Source organism: Winogradskyella tangerina (genome assembly GCF_003260205.1).
In the GTDB taxonomy this organism is placed as follows: Bacteria; Bacteroidota; Bacteroidia; order Flavobacteriales; family Flavobacteriaceae; genus Winogradskyella; species Winogradskyella tangerina.
In genome coordinates, this window is sequence record NZ_QERF01000009.1 from 75,702 (window position 1) to 92,941 (window position 17,240).

Consider the following 17,240-nt stretch of genomic DNA (forward strand, 5'->3'; position numbering starts at 1 on the left):
AGCCTTTTATGCTATTTTTTAGCATTTTTCAGAAATAATAAGGCCTTGATTGTAGATTGAAGGCTGATTTCAATCGTTTTACATCACAAATTTGTTACTAATCGACTTGTTATGGTGCACGTTAAACATCACTTCAGCAAACAAAGGTGCACAGCTTAACACGCGTAATTTATCGCTAGTCTGCTTTAACGGAATAGAGTTGGTAACGATCAGTTCTTCAAGTCTTGAATTCTCTAAACGTTCGTAAGCACTACCGGATAAAATCGGGTGTGTACATATAGCTCTAACACTAGCAGCACCGCGTTCCATCATAAGATCAGCAGCTTTTGTTAAGGTACCAGCAGTGTCTACCATATCGTCGACAAGGACCACGTTTTTTCCTGTTACGTCACCAATAAGTTCCATGTGTGAAATGACATTGGCCTTAGCGCGTTGCTTATAACAAATTACAACGTCACTTTTCAGTGCTTTTGAATAGGCATAAGCACGCTTAGAACCTCCCATATCTGGTGAGGCGATGGTGAGATTATCTAGATTTAAACTTCTCAAATACGGTAAAAAGATGGTTGATGCGAATAGATGGTCAACAGGCTTTTCAAAGAACCCTTGAATTTGATCCGCATGCAGATCCATGGTAATAATACGTGTTGCACCAGCCGCTTCGAGCATTTTGGCAATGAGTTTTGCCGCAATAGGAACTCTAGGTTTGTCTTTTCTATCTTGTCTTGCCCAACCAAAGTATGGCATTACTGCCGTAATATGCCTTGCCGAAGCGCGCTTGGCGGCATCGATCATAAGAAGCATTTCCATTAAATTCTTCGGGCCAGGATGTGTGGATCCAATAATAAAAATACGCGTACCTCTAATAGATTCTTCGTAGGAAGGTTGAAACTCGCCATCACTATAGGTTGAGGTAATAACGTTTCCTAATTTTACGCCATAGGCAGCTGCGATTTCTTCTGCCAGTTCTTTACTTTGAGAACATGTAAAAACCTTGGCTTCAGTAGTATTATTAGGCATTTGAGTAAGTAATTAAAAAGGGTTGTTAGTTGCGTTCTTAGCTGGGCCCAAAGTTAGGAAAATTATTTGCTCATTAAAGGACGATAAGCCCTAATTTTAGTTGTTTGACGAAAAATATTTTATATTTTTGCTGTCCGTTTTGCTCAAGTGGCGGAATTGGTAGACGCGCTGGATTCAAAATCCAGTTCCTTCGGGAGTGTGGGTTCGATTCCCACCTTGAGTACGAATAAATCAAAAGCAAGCTAAAACAATAAGCTTGCTTTTTTGGTTTAGTGAGGTTTTGATTTTCAAAGCGACGCTTTGTGGGAACTACTGCAGTAGAATCCCACCTTGAGTACAGATAAAACACCATTGAGGTGAAATGTGAGCGAGTTTCAAAAAAGAAGCTCGCTTTTTTGGTTTTGCGTGGGTTTGACATTCCCCTCCACCCAACACCAACCTCACCTTTGGTACATTTTTTGTGGCTTTTGAGATGTAACTAACTACAAATCAAATGCATCATGGTCAGAATTCCCATCCTCTTTTGTGCCGTTTTTTGCCTCAGTTTCGGACTCACACATGCGCAAGATTCTATTGAATGTCAAACCAAGCTTTCAAACTTTCATGAAGATGTAAAGGCGCAACGCTACGATAAAGCCTACGACAACTGGTATTTTGTAAAAACCAATTGCCCAGAATTGAGCTTGGCCATCTATTCCGACGGTGAAAAAATCCTAAAGCATAAAATAGACAATTCCGAAGGTGAAACCCAATTAGGGTTTGTCAACGATCTGCTGGGCTTATGGAAAGATCGCAGACAGTACTTTGAAAACAGAACACCAATAGGCGAGTTTGGAGCCAGTGCCTGCCAATTGCGTTACGATTACAGAGAAGAATTAGGCGAAGAACTATCAGATCTCTACAATTGCTTTGATGATGCCTTTAAGTCGGACAAGGAAAATTTCACTCATCCCAAGAGCTTATATGCCTATTTTTCACTGCTTGTAGAAATGTATCGTAAAGACCAAAAACAGGCGACGGAGTTATTTAATACTTATGATGAGATCAACGAAAAGATAGGGCTAGAAATTCAGAATTATTCAGAACTTTTAAATGCTTTGGTCCATAAGATCGATAATGGCGAAACGCTTTCTAGTAAAGAAATTAAGAAGCGCAGTGCCTATGAGAGTTACCTTAAAAATTATGCCCTTATCAATTCTAATATTGAAACCATTATCAATACAGAAGGGAATTGCTAGAATCTAATTCCCTTGTACACCAAGGATTTTGAAAGTCATAAAAACGATTCCATTTGGCTAAAACGTGCCGTAAGCAGGCTATATCTAAAGGACTGCTCTAGCGCTGATTTTTACGAAATGATCGTAAAGCAATACGATACGGTATCACCATCAGCAGACACCAAAGTTTTTATCGCCACCATGTTGTTCGCCAAGGGCAAGGATGAGGAGGCCTTTCGGTATTTAGAGGAAGCCTATAAACTTGAAACCAGACCGTATAAAAAATCGAATTTAGCGATCAGAATTGGTGTGATTTACAAGCAAAAGAACAGGTATGTCACCGCTAGAAATTATTTACTGGATGCGCTAAAATTGAATCCGTCTAATGGGAAACCACATCTCGTTATTGCTCAAATGTATTCCGATAGTGCTAAAGACACCAACTGTGGCAAGGACAACTTTCATCAAAGAGCGGTCTATTGGTTGGCAGCGGAGGAAGCAAAAAAAGCATCTCGTATCGACCCAACATTGCAAAAATATGTGAGGCAATCTCAAGACAATTATTTGGCTATGGCGCCTGGGAAGGATAAAATCTTTCTAAGTGGCTTGGGTGGCGAAACGATACAAATTAAGTGCTGGATTAACCGGTCGATCGTGGTGCCGAAGCCTTGAATTATTAGTCCTAAAATTTGCAATATAAATCGTAACTTTGATTCCGCCCAAATGAATTAATTATGTTAGAGAATTTCTGGTTTAATGTTAAGTATGGCATTAATCATGTACTTGACCCAAATGGTTACGACCATGTACTTTTTTTAATGGTTTTAGCCGTACCCTATGTTTTTAAAGATTGGAAACGTGTTTTACTTCTAGTTTCTATGTTCACATTAGGGCATACCTTATCCTTAGTATTAGCAGCCTACGATGTTGTTTCTGTAAACGGAAAACTGGTAGAATTTTTAATTCCGGTAACCATCTTAATTGCCGCAGTCTATAACGTCTTCACAGCAGGAAAAAATGAAAAAGGGAATAAAGTAAGTTTGTTATTTTTTACCACCTTGTTTTTTGGTCTCATCCACGGACTCGGTTTTGCTCGAGAGTTCAAAATGTTTGCCGGGCAGTCCGAAAACAAAGTAGAACTTCTAATAGAATTCGCACTAGGCATTGAAATTGCTCAGGTCATCATTGTTTTTGTAGTCTTGTTTTTAGGATTCTTATTTCAGACTATTTTCAGGTTTACACGCCGCGATTGGGTAATGGTATTATCAGCCATAGTTATAGGTTTAGTGATCCCAATGATAACTGGAAGTGATTTGTTAAACGCTTCCTAATTGGTAAAACTTTAACGGCGAGGACATTGCTATTACAATTCTATCCTTTTATATTCGTTAATAACATCGTACGTTTGTGCAATAAATAAGATGAATGTCAGATAGTAAACAGTTACGATACGATAAGGCTTATCTACGCATTGCACACGAATGGGGAAAGCTTTCACATTGCAAACGAAAGCAGGTAGGTGCCATCATTGTAAAAGACAGAATGATTATTTCTGATGGATACAATGGCACACCAACTGGTTTTGAAAACTATTGTGAAGACGATGAAGGCTATACCAAATGGTACGTCTTACATGCTGAAGCAAATGCTATTTTAAAGGTAGCTGCCTCAACACAATCATGTAAAGGTGCCACATTATATATAACCTTATCTCCATGCAAAGAATGTAGTAAATTGATACATCAGGCTGGCATCATCAGAGTGGTGTATTCAACAGCTTACAAAGATACTTCTGGTCTCGACTTTTTGGAAAAAGCAGGGATAGAATTAAAACTGATTGAAGACTTAAAAGCCTAATGGCCACAAAAAATAAATACATACCATTAATAATCGGCGTTGCAATTGCAACTGGTGTTATTATTGGTGGTAAACTCAATTTCACAGATACTTCAGATCGCTTGTTTACCACTAATAGTAAGAAGGACAAACTAAACCGCCTTATCGACTATATTGATTACGAATATGTCGATGAAGTGAATACAGATAGTATAGTCGATGTGACGGTGAATGGAATTCTAGATAATCTAGATCCGCATTCCACCTATATTCCGAAGGAAGATCTAAAGCGAATTACTGAAAACATGAAGGGTGATTTCGTTGGCATAGGAATTAACTATTATCCTTACAACGATACCATTGCAGTTATTAGGCCTTCAGAAGGCGGACCAAGTGAACGTGCCGGTATTATGGGAGGTGATCGTATTATAAAAGCAGATGGCGAAGATATTTTCGGACCTCAGTTATCTAACGACTATATTTCAGGCAAACTCAAAGGCGATAAGAATACCAAAGTAAAACTCACAGTTTACAGAAAAAGTGAAGACAAGACCTTCGAAGTCACCGTTAAGCGCAAGGATATTCCAATTAAAAGTGTTGATGCGGCCTATATGTTAACCGACGAGTTAGGTTACATCAAAATGAATCGCTTTGCAGAAACTAGTTTTAAAGAATTTAAATCGGCACTCGAAGAATTGCAAGAGCAAGGCGCTTCCAAGTTGGCACTAGATCTAAGAGATAATCCGGGTGGATTTTTAGGGATCGCAGAGCAAATCGCTGACGAATTCTTGGAGAACAAAAAGCTCATTTTGTTCACTCGAGATAAAAAGGGACGCGAAGAATATACCTATGCCACTAAGCGTGGTGATTTTGAAGATGGTGAGATCTATATTCTCATCAACGAAAACTCAGCCTCTGCTAGTGAGGTGATCGCTGGTGCGCTTCAAGATAACGATAAAGGGATAATTGTAGGGCGTAGATCTTATGGTAAAGGTTTGGTGCAGCGCGAGATGGCACTAGGAGATGGTAGCGCGGTCCGCTTAACAGTTTCTCGTTACTACACACCAACTGGTCGATCTATTCAACGGCCGTACACCAATGGTGATAGTCGTTCGTACTATAACGACTATTTTAAACGCTTACGAACAGGCGAACTGGCAGACGAAAGTAATATTAAGGTTGATGACTCTTTAAAGTTTAAAACACCAAAAGGTAAAGTTGTCTATGGCGGTGGCGGAATTATTCCAGATATTTTTGTACCTGTTGACAAGTCTTTCGATAACGAAACAATCAATTATTTAAGACGAAGAGGACACTTTGGCTACTTTGTTTTTGAAGAATTAGACAAAGATAGAAACGCTTATAAGCATGTGACCAAGTACGATTTTATCAATAATTTTGAAGTGAGCGACGATGTGGTTGTACGTTTTCAAGACTATGTTAATCTCCATGAAGGAACCAACATAACCTTCACTGTTTATCACGATGAAATCAGACGATTGATCAAAGCCACTTTAGCCCGTCAATTATTTGATGACAACGCCTTTGAAGAAATTCTGAATAAAGAAGACGTTATGATTCAGGAGGTGATACTTCTCAGTACAGAGTATCCAAACTTCAAGCAGTAATTTTATCGTGTACTTTGGTGTGTTTACCACCATTCCAAAGGGTTAATATATCCGTTGCTACATGGGCACCACTACCACTTGCTATTAAAAATTGGCTACGCCAACCAGCTAAAGTTCCGGCAACATAAAGATTTTCCGCAATTAAATGATCGGTATTTTTAAGCCAGATGCGATCTTTTTCGATCACAGCTCTAGGATGAGGTTCAATATAAGATTCTAAGCCTTTAATGGTCATTAAACTTGTGTAACCTACAGCAATAACCACTATTTTTGAAATGTACTCTTGCTTGTTGGTAATCACTTTATAGCCCTCTGTATGTTTTTCAACAGACTTCACTTTTTCTTTTTCAATTTGAACCACATGCGGATACAAATCCTGAAGCTGCTGTTTACCGCTTTCAAGTATATCACGTCCTAAAGTGCCAGGCGTTAACCCCAGAACATTATTGAACAGGGCATTTTGTAAATGAGACGTTTTTTGATGTGTAATGATGCCGATGTGTTTATCCTGAGCGAAAGCCTTATTTTTCGCAGAGCCTAAAACAAGCGCACAAGAAAGTCCAGCCGCACCACCACCAATAATTAGCGTGTCGAAATTCATTTACGATTCTTGCTAAGGGTTTCTATTTTTTTAGAAAGTCTAAGAATCTGAAGTAATATAATGGCACACAACGCCGCTATAATGGTTAGAATGGCTGTGTAACTTTCGCCTTCAAAAAGGGCATCGAAATTTAACTTGGTAGAATTAAATACAATTAAGGCAAGGGCCAAAATCGTTAGAATCCAAATAAAGATCTTCATAACAATAGTTTTTTTAGACAAACAAAGCCTTAATATTATGTGCAAATAATTTTACGGCTATGGCTAGCAAAATTACGCCAAAAACTTTTCTTATTATGTTAATTCCATTTTTTCCTATAGCGCGTTCAATTCTAGCTGAGGTTTTGAGCACCAAGTAGATGAAAATCACATTGAAGATCACAGCTACGATAATATTTTCAATTCTGAATTCGGCACGTAATGAGAGTAAAGTTGTTAAACTTCCTGGGCCTGCAATCAGCGGAAATGCCAAAGGAAACACAGATGCAGTTATGGCATCATCGCCATTATCTTTGTACAAGGTAATACCGAGGATCATTTCCAAAGCAATAAAAAACAATACAAAAGCACCAGCAACGGCGAACGAATTCACATCGATTCCGATCAATGACAACATGCTCTTACCCAAAAACAAGAATGCGATCATTATTATTCCGGCAATGAGCGAGGCTTTTTCACTTTGAATATGCCCTACCTTTTTTCGTAGATCAATAATAATAGGGATATTACCAATAATATCTATTACGGCAAATAAGACCATAAAAGCTGTAAATATTTCTTTAAAATTGAGTTGCATTTTATACCCTTTTAAAATTCGCCGCAAAGGTGCGATTTAATTACTGATTTACAATATTAAATTACCGTAAAGTTTAACTATTTTTGTCGCATGTTTCAGCTCGGAAAAACCATAGTTTCAGAAGATATTATTGAAAAGGATTTTGTTTGTAATCTTTCAGCTTGCAAGGGCGCATGTTGTGTAGATGGCGATGCGGGTGCACCTCTAAGTGAAGAGGAGGTAAAAATCCTTAATGACATTTATCCTAAGGTTAAACCATTTTTGCGTAAAGAAGGAATCGAAGTCATTGAAGCCCAAGGCACTTCGGTGAAAACGGTTTATGACGAACTTGAAACGCCATTGATTAATGGTGCCGAATGTGCCTATGTTACTTTTGACGATAAAGGCACTGCACTTTGCGGCATAGAAGAAGCCTACAACCAAGGTGAAATAGATTGGAAAAAACCTGTGTCCTGTCACCTTTATCCCATTCGTGTTAGAGATTACACTGAATTTTCTGGTGTGAATTACGAAAAGTGGGATATATGTGATCCGGCTTGTTCATTAGGTGCAGAATTACAAGTTCCGGTATACAAATTTGTAAAAGAAGCACTGATTAGAAAATTTGGTGAAGATTGGTACGAAGAACTCGAAAAAATCGCCGAAAAAAATTTCAAAAAATAATTTTGTTGTTTTTTTCTTTAAGGATTTTCAGGTCTTAAAATTTTCTTAATTTCAAAATTCGAATTCCCAATAAATACGCCTTGTAGCTTAAAATTTAATACGATTACGCCTACAAAATATTCAAGCGCTTAAAAATTTTTAAAGTATTGAAAAACAGATAATTAGACTTAAAATATGTCTTTTCTATATGTTTTGGGCGATTCAAGAGTTTGTTAAAAACTTGTTGACAATGTTTATAAGATTGTCTTTCATTTTCTTATACATTTTTAAATCTTTGTCAGTCCCGAATCGAAGCAAAATAAATCCAATTTAATCCTCAAAAAAAGTAAAAAACATGTCGCAAGCAGTAGAGCCAATTTTAGCAGAAAATAAAGATAGATTTGTAATTTTTCCGATTCAACACCATGATATTTGGGAATGGTATAAGAAATCTGAAGCTAGTTTTTGGACCGCAGAAGAAATTGATTTACACCAGGATTTAACCGATTGGTCAACAAAATTAAATGACGACGAACGTTATTTTATTAAGCATATTTTAGCCTTTTTTGCCGCAAGTGATGGAATTGTAAATGAAAATTTAGCAGAGAATTTTGTGAACGAAGTTCAGTATAGTGAAGCTAAGTTTTTCTACGGATTCCAAATTATGATGGAGAATATCCATAGTGAAACCTACTCGTTGTTAATCGATACTTATGTTAAGGATGAAGCTGAAAAAGATAAGCTCTTTAAAGCTATTGAAAACTTTCCAGCGATTAAGAAAAAAGCAGATTGGGCACTTAAGTGGATCGAATCACCAAGTTTCGCTGAGCGCTTAATTGCTTTTGCTGCTGTAGAAGGAATTTTCTTTTCAGGAGCTTTCTGTTCTATTTTCTGGTTGAAGAAAAGAGGTTTAATGCCAGGATTAACATTCTCTAATGAATTAATCTCTAGAGATGAAGGTGTTCACTGTGATTTTGCAGTGCACTTACACAACAATCACCTCATCAATAAAGTGCCGAAAGACCGTATCCGAGGTATAATTGTAGATGCATTAAATATTGAAAGAGAATTCATCACTGAGTCGCTTCCAGTAAGTCTTATCGGTATGAATGCGAAGTTAATGACACAATATTTAGAGTTCGTAACAGATCGTTTATTAGGTGAGTTGGGTTGCGAAAAAGAGTACAATGCATCAAATCCATTTGATTTTATGGATATGATCTCGCTTCAAGGAAAAACTAATTTCTTTGAAAAACGAGTTTCAGAATATCAAAAAGCAGGAGTGCTAAATAAAGAAGAGGAGAAAGATAAATTTTCTTTCGACGCTGACTTTTAATCAATTGAATTAGGTCAGCCTAAAGACCAAAAAATTCAATGCCAAATCTGTTTCTGTTAGTAACAGGAATAGTCCAAAAGTATAAATTAATCTAACTAAGTGGATTACATTTTAAGTGTAGCCCACCATAACTAACTGTCATTTTTCTGAACCTGTTCAGAGAAATCTAAAAACTAATTAATATATGTATGTTGTAAAAAGAGACGGTCGGAAAGAACCGATGATGTTCGACAAAATCACCGCTAGGGTGAGAAAATTGTGTTATGGATTAAACGAATTAGTTGATCCTGTAAAGGTAGCCATGCGAGTTATTGAAGGCTTGTACGATGGCGTAACTACTAGTGAACTCGATAATTTAGCTGCTGAGATTGCCGCTACAATGACCACAAGTCACCCCGACTATGCCAAACTAGCCGCACGTATTTCTGTCTCAAATTTACACAAGAATACCAAGAAGTCTTTCAGCGAAGTGATGGAAGATTTATACACATACATCAATCCTCGTACAGGTAAAAAAGCACCATTATTATCTGATGAGGTTTACAACGTCATTAAAGACAACAAAGACAAGTTAGATTCAGCCATTATCTACAACCGTGATTTTGGTTACGATTATTTCGGGTTTAAAACCCTTGAGCGTTCTTACCTATTAAAACTGAACGGTAAGATTGCCGAACGTCCACAACATATGTTAATGCGTGTTTCTGTTGGGATCCACTTAAATGATTTGGATGCTGCATTAGAAACTTATGAGTTAATGTCGAAAAAATACTTTACGCACGCAACACCAACGCTTTTCAATTCAGGAACTCCAAAACCTCAGATGTCGTCTTGCTTCTTATTAACTATGAAAGATGACAGCATCGATGGAATTTATGACACCCTGAAGCAAACAGCAAAAATTTCGCAATCAGCAGGTGGAATTGGGTTATCTATCCATAACATCAGAGCAACGGGTAGCTACATTGCAGGAACCAATGGAACTTCAAACGGAATTGTACCAATGCTACGTGTATTCAATGATACGGCACGTTACGTTGATCAAGGAGGAGGAAAACGTAAAGGAAGTTTCGCTATTTATCTTGAAACCTGGCATGCCGATATCTTCGATTTCTTAGACTTAAAGAAGAATCACGGTAAGGAAGAAATGCGTGCAAGAGATTTATTTTACGCGATGTGGATCTCAGATCTTTTCATGAAGCGCGTACAAGAAGATGGTGAATGGACTTTAATGTGTCCTAACGAATGTCCAGGTTTAGCAGATACACATAGTGAGGAGTTTGAAGCTTTATACACAAAGTATGAAGCCGAAGGTAAAGGTAGAAGAACCATTAAGGCACGTGAGCTTTGGGAGAAAATACTAGAATCTCAAATCGAAACGGGAACACCTTATATGTTGTACAAAGATGCAGCCAACCGTAAATCGAATCAGAAGAATTTAGGAACGATCAAGTCTTCAAATTTATGTACTGAGATCTTAGAGTACACTTCACCAGATGAAGTAGCCGTATGTAACTTGGCATCTATCGCTTTACCAATGTTTGTGAAGAATGGTCAGTTTGATCACAAGGAATTATTCAGAATTACGAAGCGCGTAACAAAGAACTTAAACCGTGTGATCGATAGAAATTACTATCCGGTGCCAGAAGCTAAGAATTCTAACATGCGTCATAGACCAATTGGACTTGGAGTACAAGGATTAGCGGATACATTCATCAAATTGAGATTACCATTCACAAGTGACGAAGCCAAAGCTTTAAACCAAGATATTTTTGAAACGCTTTACTACGCTGCAGTTACTGCATCTATGGAAGAAGCGAAAGCTGATGGACCATACGAAACTTATAAAGGATCACCAATAAGTAATGGTGAATTCCAACACAACCTTTGGAATATCAAAGATGAAGAATTAAGTGGTCGTTGGGATTGGGCGAAGTTGCGTAAGCAAGTGGCTAAAAATGGTGTACGTAACTCACTATTAGTTGCGCCAATGCCAACGGCATCGACATCTCAGATCCTTGGAAACAATGAGTGTTTTGAACCTTACACATCTAACATTTATACAAGACGTGTGCTTTCAGGTGAATTCATCGTGGTGAATAAGCACCTGTTAGAAGACCTTGTAGAATTAGGACTTTGGAACGAATCTGTGAAGCAAGATATAATGAGAGCCAACGGTTCAATTCAAAATATCGATATTATTCCTGAAGACATCAAGGAACTTTATAAAACGGTTTGGGAACTTAGTATGAAAGACATTATCGATATGTCGCGTCAACGCGGTTACTTTATTGACCAGTCGCAGTCACTTAACCTATTTATGGAAGGTGCAACGATGGCGAAATTAACATCTATGCATTTCTACGCTTGGAAGAGCGGCCTAAAAACAGGTATGTACTACTTAAGAACGAAGAGTGCAGTAGATGCGATTAAGTTTACCTTAACCAATAAGAAGAAAGAAGAACCAGTAGCAGAAGCTGTACAAGTATCTGAAGAAACAGTAGTGGCTAAGCAAAAAGCAAAAGCAGCTAAAACAGCGGCTAAGTTTGCTCAAGAAACTACTGAAGTAGAACCAATGACGGCAGAGGAGATGAAAGCCTTAATTGCACAAGCTAAGGAAAGCGAAGGCGATGATTGTTTAATGTGTGGTTCGTAAATTAAATTAATTTATGGTTTTGATTGCCCACCGCAGTTGAAGCAAAGTGTTATGAAAAGCACCTCAGAAATGAGGTGCTTTTTTAGTTTCCAACCAAAGTATCAGTCTACGCTTCCACGTGTTTTTTTGAATTGAACCAATAACCATAATCCATTATTTCAAAAAAATTTCCACTAATTACTTTATCACCACCGGTTATTTAACTATTGGCAAATGAACCGTCAATAGAAACTAAATTTAATATATGTTACCGCACGAATCCTTTCGTGTGGTCCCCAAGCTACCTCACGAATCCTTTCGTGTGGTCTGCTACCTTACGAATCCATTCGTGTGGCCTAGCTGAATTGTGGTCGAAACGTATGTAATTGCTATTAAGTAAAGGAACTGATATGAGCAGAAACTATAAATTTCCACGCTACCTCACGAATCCATTCGTGTGGCCTAGCTGAATTGTGGTCAAAACTTATGTAATTGCTATTAAGTAAAAGAACTGAAATGAGCAGAAACTATAAATTTCACAATCCAGAAGGCTTATACTTTGTGAGTTTCGCGGTAGTGTATTGGTTAGATGTTTTTACAAGAAACACCTATAAAAACATCCTAATTGACAGCTTAAGATTTTGTCAAAAAGAGAAAGGTATGGAATTGGTTGCCTGGTGTATCATGACCAATCATGTGCATTTGATATTTAGAAGTGTACAAGGAGAAAAACCTGAGCAGTTGTTAGGAGACTTTAAAAGATTTACGAGTAACAATATCGTAAAAGCTATTAAGGAGCATCCACAAGAAAGTAGGAAAGAGTTTTTGTTAAAACATTTCAAAAAAGCAGCAAATGGAAGCTCAAATGTAAAACACAATCAATTTTGGAGACATGATAATAGACCAATTGAGTTATGGAGCAACAAGGTAATCGAACAGAAAATTAAATATATACATAATAATCCTGTTGAGGCTGGACTAGTTTTCAAAGCAGAGGAATATGTATACAGTAGTGCTATAGATTATGCTGGTGGTCAAGGATTAATTTTAGATTTGGTCTTATTTGAATATTACGGGTAGGTCTTTAAAACACGCGAAGGGATTCGCGCGGGAGCGGAGGAAAAAGATTCAATAATATGAAAATAATCGGAAATAATTTATATAATAAATCTGTTTACGATAGTGAAAATTCTAAAAAGAATAAAGTGAAAATTGTCTTGAGTAATGAAATTCTCAAGATTAATTATAATAAAATAATTGATACATTTTTCACCCAAGGCAATATCGAAGACGAATCGTTAAAACAAGATTTATTAAATTTATTTAGTCTTGGCAAATACTCCAAAGCACCTTGCGGTGGTTTTGTCAACTTTTTTGAGGTTTTGAGCAATAATGCTAATAAGTATGCTATATATTCTGGAATAAGGGAAGTTTCAAACTCTTATTTCAAAGTTGAAATTCATGAAATCATCAAAATATGAAAAGATTAATGAAGAAGATTTTTTCTTTTTTAAAGCGGTATTAGAAAAAACTAATTATAGTTTTATGGTTGATGATTTAAATAGAGAATTATTTGCATCAAAAATAAATTCTGAAGAAAAATATCTAATTTTTTTCCTGCACTAAAGAAATACCCCGCTCCTGCACGAATCCTTGCGCGAAGGGATTCGCGCGGGAGCGTGGGCACTAATCTGTCTTACAAAATGGGCTTAAAAAAATTAAATTAAAATGAAATTGATAATATATAGAATATTAATAGTCGCAATTGGATTGATTTTAATAATTTACCCGTTAAGCTATTACTTGAAAAGAAGCAGAGTTAATAATTTTATAGAGTCATTTAATAGTTGCATTTATGATATAAATAAATATTCGCATGAGTACTTCGAAAGACGGCTAATGACCAACTTTCAAAAACCACAAAAACTATCTTACTTTTTAGATTCCTTAAGAAGTAAACAGAACTTTTCAAGACTACTAGATTATGGTATTGGATATAAATATGATTCAATTTTAGGTAAAGTTTATATATATTCTTATGGTCCTAATAAGAAGGATGATTCCTTAAAAAGGATCATTTTCAATCATTGGACGCATACCAATTTTAAAATTCAAAATAACTCCTTTTCTTTGAGTGATTATGAAGGAGACATTATCATAGAAGCTTTTGATTTTTTAGAAGAAAATTTTTTATGTGAATTAAAAAAGCAATATGTAGATTATGAAAATAGTTTTCTCAGAAAAAATATATATTTCAAAAATAACAAAGAGGTGAAGTTAACTGAAAAATTAGAGAATGATATTTTTCATTATCAACTTGTTCTTAATTCAGAGTATAAAAATCTAGAAAAAGGACTTGTCTTTTTTAAATTTGAGAACAAAGAATTAGATTATTTGTGTTATGAAGATAAGGTTCCTGTTAAATTGTTTAATGACTTGAGTAATACTTTGAGTGAGCAAACAGAATTTGATTTTGCGATATTTCAATTAAAACGATTTTGAATAATCTCTGTTCCCCCAGCTCCCGCACGAATCCCAAGCTACCTCACGAATCCTTTCGTGTGGTTTGGCTCCTGCCCACGCTCCCTTACGAATCCTTTCGTGTGGCCTAGCTGAATTGTGGTCGAAACGTATGTAATTGCTGTTAAGTAAAGGAACTGAAATGAGTAGAAACTATAAATTTCACAATCCAGATGGGTTATACTTTGTGAGTTTCGCGGTAGTGTATTGGTTAGATGTTTTTACAAGAAATACCTATAAGGACATCTTAATCGACAGCTTAAGGTTTTGTCAAAAAGAGAAAGGTATGGAATTGGTTGCCTGGTGCATCATGACCAATCATGTGCATTTGATATTTAGAAGTGTACAAGGAGAAAAACCTGAGCAGTTGTTAGGAGACTTTAAAAGATTTACGAGTAACAACATCGTAAAAGCTATTAAGGAGCATCCACAAGAAAGTAGAAAAGAGTTTTTGTTAGAACATTTCAAAAAAGCAGCAAATGGAAGTTCAAACGTAATGCATTACCAATTTTGGAGACACGATAATAGACCGATTGAGTTATGGAGTAATAAGGTAATCGAACAGAAAATTAAATATATACATAATAATCCTGTTGAAGCTGGGCTAGTTTTCAAAGCAGAGGAATACATATACAGTAGTGCCATAGATTATGCTGGTGGTGAAGGATTAATTTCAGATTTGGTCTTATTTGAATATTATGGGTAGGTCTTTAAAACACGCGAAGGGATTCGCGCGGGAGCGTGGGTTATGATTTACCTGATTGGTTAGTGAACAATAGGATTAATTTAAAAAGGACAACTAGTTTAGAACATGCAAAAAGAGACCCATTCAGAGCACGATTCGCACCTAAATGGGCTAAAGATGTGTATAATTTAAAATGGAGATAATAAAATGTTTAAACTTTTTAGAAAAAAAAATAAAAATTTGCTTTCAGAAATTGATTTTCTGTTTTTAGAAGCGATATCCAATAAATTAGAAAACCATAATTTTCTACCTGCAATTAATAAGAGTTTTATTGTTGGAAAAAGGAAAGGTATACCGTCTGAAGGGGAAGATTCTTTTACTTATATATTTAATAAAAGAGAGGAGCATAAATATATAAAAAAGGAATATCCTAATTTCTTTATTATCAAAAATATCAACGCATTTGAAAAGGGATCAAAAAAACTTTGCCAAATTGAAATTTGTATCCTAACAGGCTATATTATTAACTATTTATCTGATATTCCTATTGAAAATATTGATTTATCCTCAATAGATACATCAAAAAGCTATGAAAAGCATTTTGATACTTCAGATTCAAATGAATTAAAACTAATATTAGGTAAAGTACCAGAGCAAATAAATGAGCTTTTAGATATTAATGAAACATTTAAAATAGAAATAGTAGAAGGTGAATTTTATGTGATTAAAGATTTAGAAGATGGGAATTATTTATCTATGAATAGCAAAGGAGAAGTCTTTGGTATGATTCATGATCCCTACGAAATCGAAAAATTATTTGATAATAAAGATGATTTCTTTGATGCATTAAAACGTAACGAATTTAATATCGATGAATACTATGATAAAAAAATGCTTTGATAATATCTCTATCAAATTAACCAAGCTACCTCACGAATCCTTTCGTGTGGTCTGCTAGCTCCTGCACAAATCGTATAGTGAGAGAGACTTCTCAGTTCCCAGCTACCTTACGAATCCTTTCGTGTGGCCTAGCTAAATTGTGGTCGAAACTTATGTAATAGCTATTAAGTAAAGGAACTGAAATGAGTAGAAACTATAAATTTCACAATCCAGAAGGGTTATACTTTGTGAGTTTCGCGGTAGTGCATTGGTTAGATGTTTTTACAAGAAACACCTATAAGGACATCTTAATTGACAGCTTAAGATTTTGTCAAAAAGAGAAAGGTATGGAATTGGTTGCCTGGTGCATCATGACCAATCATGTGCATTTGATATTTAGAAGTGTACAAGGAGAAAAACCTGAGCAGTTGTTAGGAGACTTTAAAAGATTTACGAGTAACAACATCGTAAAAGCTATTAAGGAGCATCCACAAGAAAGTAGAAAAGAGTTTTTGTTAGAATATTTCAAAAAAGCAGCAAATGGAAGCTCGAATGTAAAACACAATCAATTTTGGAGACATGATAATAGACCAATTGAGTTATGGAGTAATAAGGTAATCGAACAGAAAATTAAATATATACATAATAATCCAGTTGAAGCTGGGCTAGTTTTCAAAGCAGAGGAATATGTATACAGTAGTGCCATAGATTATGCTGGTGGTCAAGGATAAATTTCAGATTTGGTCTTATTTGAATATTATCGTAGGTTTTTAAAACACGCGAAGGGATTCGCGCGGGAGCGGAGTTGAACTATATAATAGTTTTGTTAAAGAAATAAAAATAGGACTAAAAAACTATCAAAATTGAATATTTAAATTATGCGAAAAGTAATACTTACACTATTGATATTTCAATTCTTTTGCTGCTCAGATAATATAAAAGAATACGATTTGATAGGAAATTGGAGTTCAATAAAAAATGATTCGATTTATTTTGAAGTCAAAGTTGATTCTAATTATATGCTATTTTATAATTATGATTATTCCTTTTTACCTTTAAGACCTTACTATTTAAACGGTGATAGTTTGTTTATGAAATATTCTGAACATGAAAGTAATTACATAGGATTCTCAATAAGTTCAGAAGATAATGTTATTGCCCTCAAAAATAGCAAAAATAGTACTACAATGAAATTTATAAAAATCGACTCGTCAGAGTTTACTTTTGATGAAATAACGAACAAAGATGATGAACTCTTTAAGTTCGAAGTCAAACATTTGAATAGACGAAATAAACTTTTAGGGATTGATAACAATTACAACCTAGATAGCATCAACAAAGTTTTTAAAAACTTAGGTTTGCGAGAAACGGGAAAGTAAAATTTTAATAAAGATTAATTAATGATAAAAAAATAAGTATCCCAGCTCCCGCACGAATCCTTTCGTG

General features: G+C 35.7%; 20 protein-coding genes and 1 tRNA gene. 17 read left to right on the forward strand and 4 right to left on the reverse strand.

The window, feature by feature from the left end; translation table 11 throughout:
- Nucleotides 1-78 precede the first annotated feature (78 nt).
- Nucleotides 79-1,020, reverse strand: coding sequence for a ribose-phosphate pyrophosphokinase (locus DDY94_RS13265; protein WP_111684779.1), 942 nt, complete (start codon nucleotides 1,018-1,020; stop codon nucleotides 79-81).
- 141 nt (nucleotides 1,021-1,161) lie between these two features.
- Between DDY94_RS13265 and DDY94_RS13270 the strand changes: the two genes are divergently transcribed.
- The 6 genes from DDY94_RS13270 (at nucleotide 1,162) to DDY94_RS13295 (ending at nucleotide 5,701) form a co-directional block, all read left to right on the forward strand.
- Nucleotides 1,162-1,243 (forward strand) — tRNA-Leu (locus DDY94_RS13270).
- A 277-nt stretch (nucleotides 1,244-1,520) separates the two neighbouring features.
- Nucleotides 1,521-2,258, forward strand: coding sequence for a hypothetical protein (locus DDY94_RS13275; protein ID WP_111684781.1), 738 nt, complete (start codon nucleotides 1,521-1,523; stop codon nucleotides 2,256-2,258).
- Nucleotides 2,259-2,270: 12 nt separating this feature from the next.
- Nucleotides 2,271-2,909 carry a tetratricopeptide repeat protein gene (locus DDY94_RS13280; RefSeq protein WP_157957328.1) on the forward strand — a complete coding sequence of 213 codons (639 nt, stop codon included), beginning with the start codon at nucleotides 2,271-2,273 and terminating at the stop codon, nucleotides 2,907-2,909.
- Between the two features lie 62 nt (nucleotides 2,910-2,971).
- Nucleotides 2,972-3,568 carry a HupE/UreJ family protein gene (locus DDY94_RS13285; protein WP_111684785.1) on the forward strand — a complete coding sequence of 199 codons (597 nt, stop codon included), beginning with the start codon at nucleotides 2,972-2,974 and terminating at the stop codon, nucleotides 3,566-3,568.
- 94 nt (nucleotides 3,569-3,662) lie between these two features.
- The gene (locus DDY94_RS13290; protein ID WP_111684787.1) at nucleotides 3,663-4,094 is read left to right on the forward strand and encodes a deoxycytidylate deaminase; all 432 of its coding nucleotides are present in this window, start codon (nucleotides 3,663-3,665) and stop codon (nucleotides 4,092-4,094) included.
- Complete coding sequence (locus DDY94_RS13295) at nucleotides 4,094-5,701, forward strand: S41 family peptidase (RefSeq protein WP_111684789.1); 1,608 nt, start codon at nucleotides 4,094-4,096, stop codon at nucleotides 5,699-5,701. Before DDY94_RS13290 ends, DDY94_RS13295 begins: the two co-directional genes overlap by 1 nt.
- On the opposite strand, the gene DDY94_RS13300 is transcribed toward DDY94_RS13295, so the two are convergent.
- From DDY94_RS13300 to DDY94_RS13310, 3 genes are read right to left on the reverse strand one after another with little or no spacing between them, the layout of a single operon-like run.
- Nucleotides 5,691-6,302, reverse strand: a complete 612-nt coding sequence (locus DDY94_RS13300) for an FAD-dependent oxidoreductase (protein WP_111684791.1) — start codon at nucleotides 6,300-6,302, stop codon at nucleotides 5,691-5,693. The genes DDY94_RS13295 and DDY94_RS13300 overlap by 11 nt on opposite strands.
- Nucleotides 6,299-6,502: a hypothetical protein gene (locus DDY94_RS13305; RefSeq protein ID WP_111685025.1), complete on the reverse strand. Its 204-nt coding sequence runs from the start codon at nucleotides 6,500-6,502 to the stop codon at nucleotides 6,299-6,301. Before DDY94_RS13305 ends, DDY94_RS13300 begins: the two co-directional genes overlap by 4 nt.
- A gap of 13 nt (nucleotides 6,503-6,515) precedes the next feature.
- A complete protein-coding gene (locus DDY94_RS13310; protein ID WP_111684793.1) occupies nucleotides 6,516-7,097 on the reverse strand; it encodes a MarC family protein in 582 nt (193 codons plus the stop codon).
- A gap of 90 nt (nucleotides 7,098-7,187) precedes the next feature.
- Between DDY94_RS13310 and DDY94_RS13315 the strand changes: the two genes are divergently transcribed.
- The 11 genes from DDY94_RS13315 to DDY94_RS13360 all read left to right on the forward strand — a co-directional run bounded on the left by DDY94_RS13315 (nucleotide 7,188) and on the right by DDY94_RS13360 (nucleotide 17,173).
- Nucleotides 7,188-7,760, forward strand: a complete 573-nt coding sequence (locus tag DDY94_RS13315; protein ID WP_111684795.1) for a DUF3109 family protein — start codon at nucleotides 7,188-7,190, stop codon at nucleotides 7,758-7,760.
- Nucleotides 7,761-8,094: 334 nt separating this feature from the next.
- Nucleotides 8,095-9,075 (forward strand): ribonucleotide-diphosphate reductase subunit beta, encoded by a 981-nt coding sequence (locus DDY94_RS13320; protein ID WP_111684798.1) that lies wholly within the window; start codon nucleotides 8,095-8,097, stop codon nucleotides 9,073-9,075.
- Between the two features lie 184 nt (nucleotides 9,076-9,259).
- On the forward strand, nucleotides 9,260-11,731 hold the full coding sequence (locus DDY94_RS13325) for a ribonucleoside-diphosphate reductase subunit alpha (protein WP_111684800.1): 2,472 nt from the start codon (nucleotides 9,260-9,262) through the stop codon (nucleotides 11,729-11,731).
- A 495-nt stretch (nucleotides 11,732-12,226) separates the two neighbouring features.
- Nucleotides 12,227-12,790 (forward strand): REP-associated tyrosine transposase, encoded by a 564-nt coding sequence (locus tag DDY94_RS13330; protein WP_111684802.1) that lies wholly within the window; start codon nucleotides 12,227-12,229, stop codon nucleotides 12,788-12,790.
- Nucleotides 12,791-12,846: 56 nt separating this feature from the next.
- A complete protein-coding gene (locus DDY94_RS13335; protein WP_111684804.1) occupies nucleotides 12,847-13,191 on the forward strand; it encodes a hypothetical protein in 345 nt (114 codons plus the stop codon).
- A complete protein-coding gene (locus tag DDY94_RS16145; protein ID WP_157957329.1) occupies nucleotides 13,172-13,336 on the forward strand; it encodes a hypothetical protein in 165 nt (54 codons plus the stop codon). Before DDY94_RS13335 ends, DDY94_RS16145 begins: the two co-directional genes overlap by 20 nt.
- A 273-nt stretch (nucleotides 13,337-13,609) precedes the next feature.
- Entirely contained in the window at nucleotides 13,610-14,212 is a 603-nt protein-coding gene (locus tag DDY94_RS13340; protein WP_111684806.1) for a hypothetical protein, read from the forward strand.
- A gap of 160 nt (nucleotides 14,213-14,372) precedes the next feature.
- A complete protein-coding gene (locus tag DDY94_RS13345) occupies nucleotides 14,373-14,936 on the forward strand; it encodes an REP-associated tyrosine transposase (protein ID WP_111685027.1) in 564 nt (187 codons plus the stop codon).
- A 186-nt stretch (nucleotides 14,937-15,122) separates the two neighbouring features.
- Nucleotides 15,123-15,815, forward strand: a complete 693-nt coding sequence (locus DDY94_RS13350) for a hypothetical protein (protein WP_111684809.1) — start codon at nucleotides 15,123-15,125, stop codon at nucleotides 15,813-15,815.
- A gap of 182 nt (nucleotides 15,816-15,997) precedes the next feature.
- A complete protein-coding gene (locus DDY94_RS13355) occupies nucleotides 15,998-16,525 on the forward strand; it encodes an REP-associated tyrosine transposase (RefSeq protein ID WP_111684810.1) in 528 nt (175 codons plus the stop codon).
- A gap of 147 nt (nucleotides 16,526-16,672) precedes the next feature.
- Entirely contained in the window at nucleotides 16,673-17,173 is a 501-nt protein-coding gene (locus DDY94_RS13360) for a hypothetical protein (RefSeq protein WP_111684812.1), read from the forward strand.
- Nucleotides 17,174-17,240: the final 67 nt, after the last annotated feature.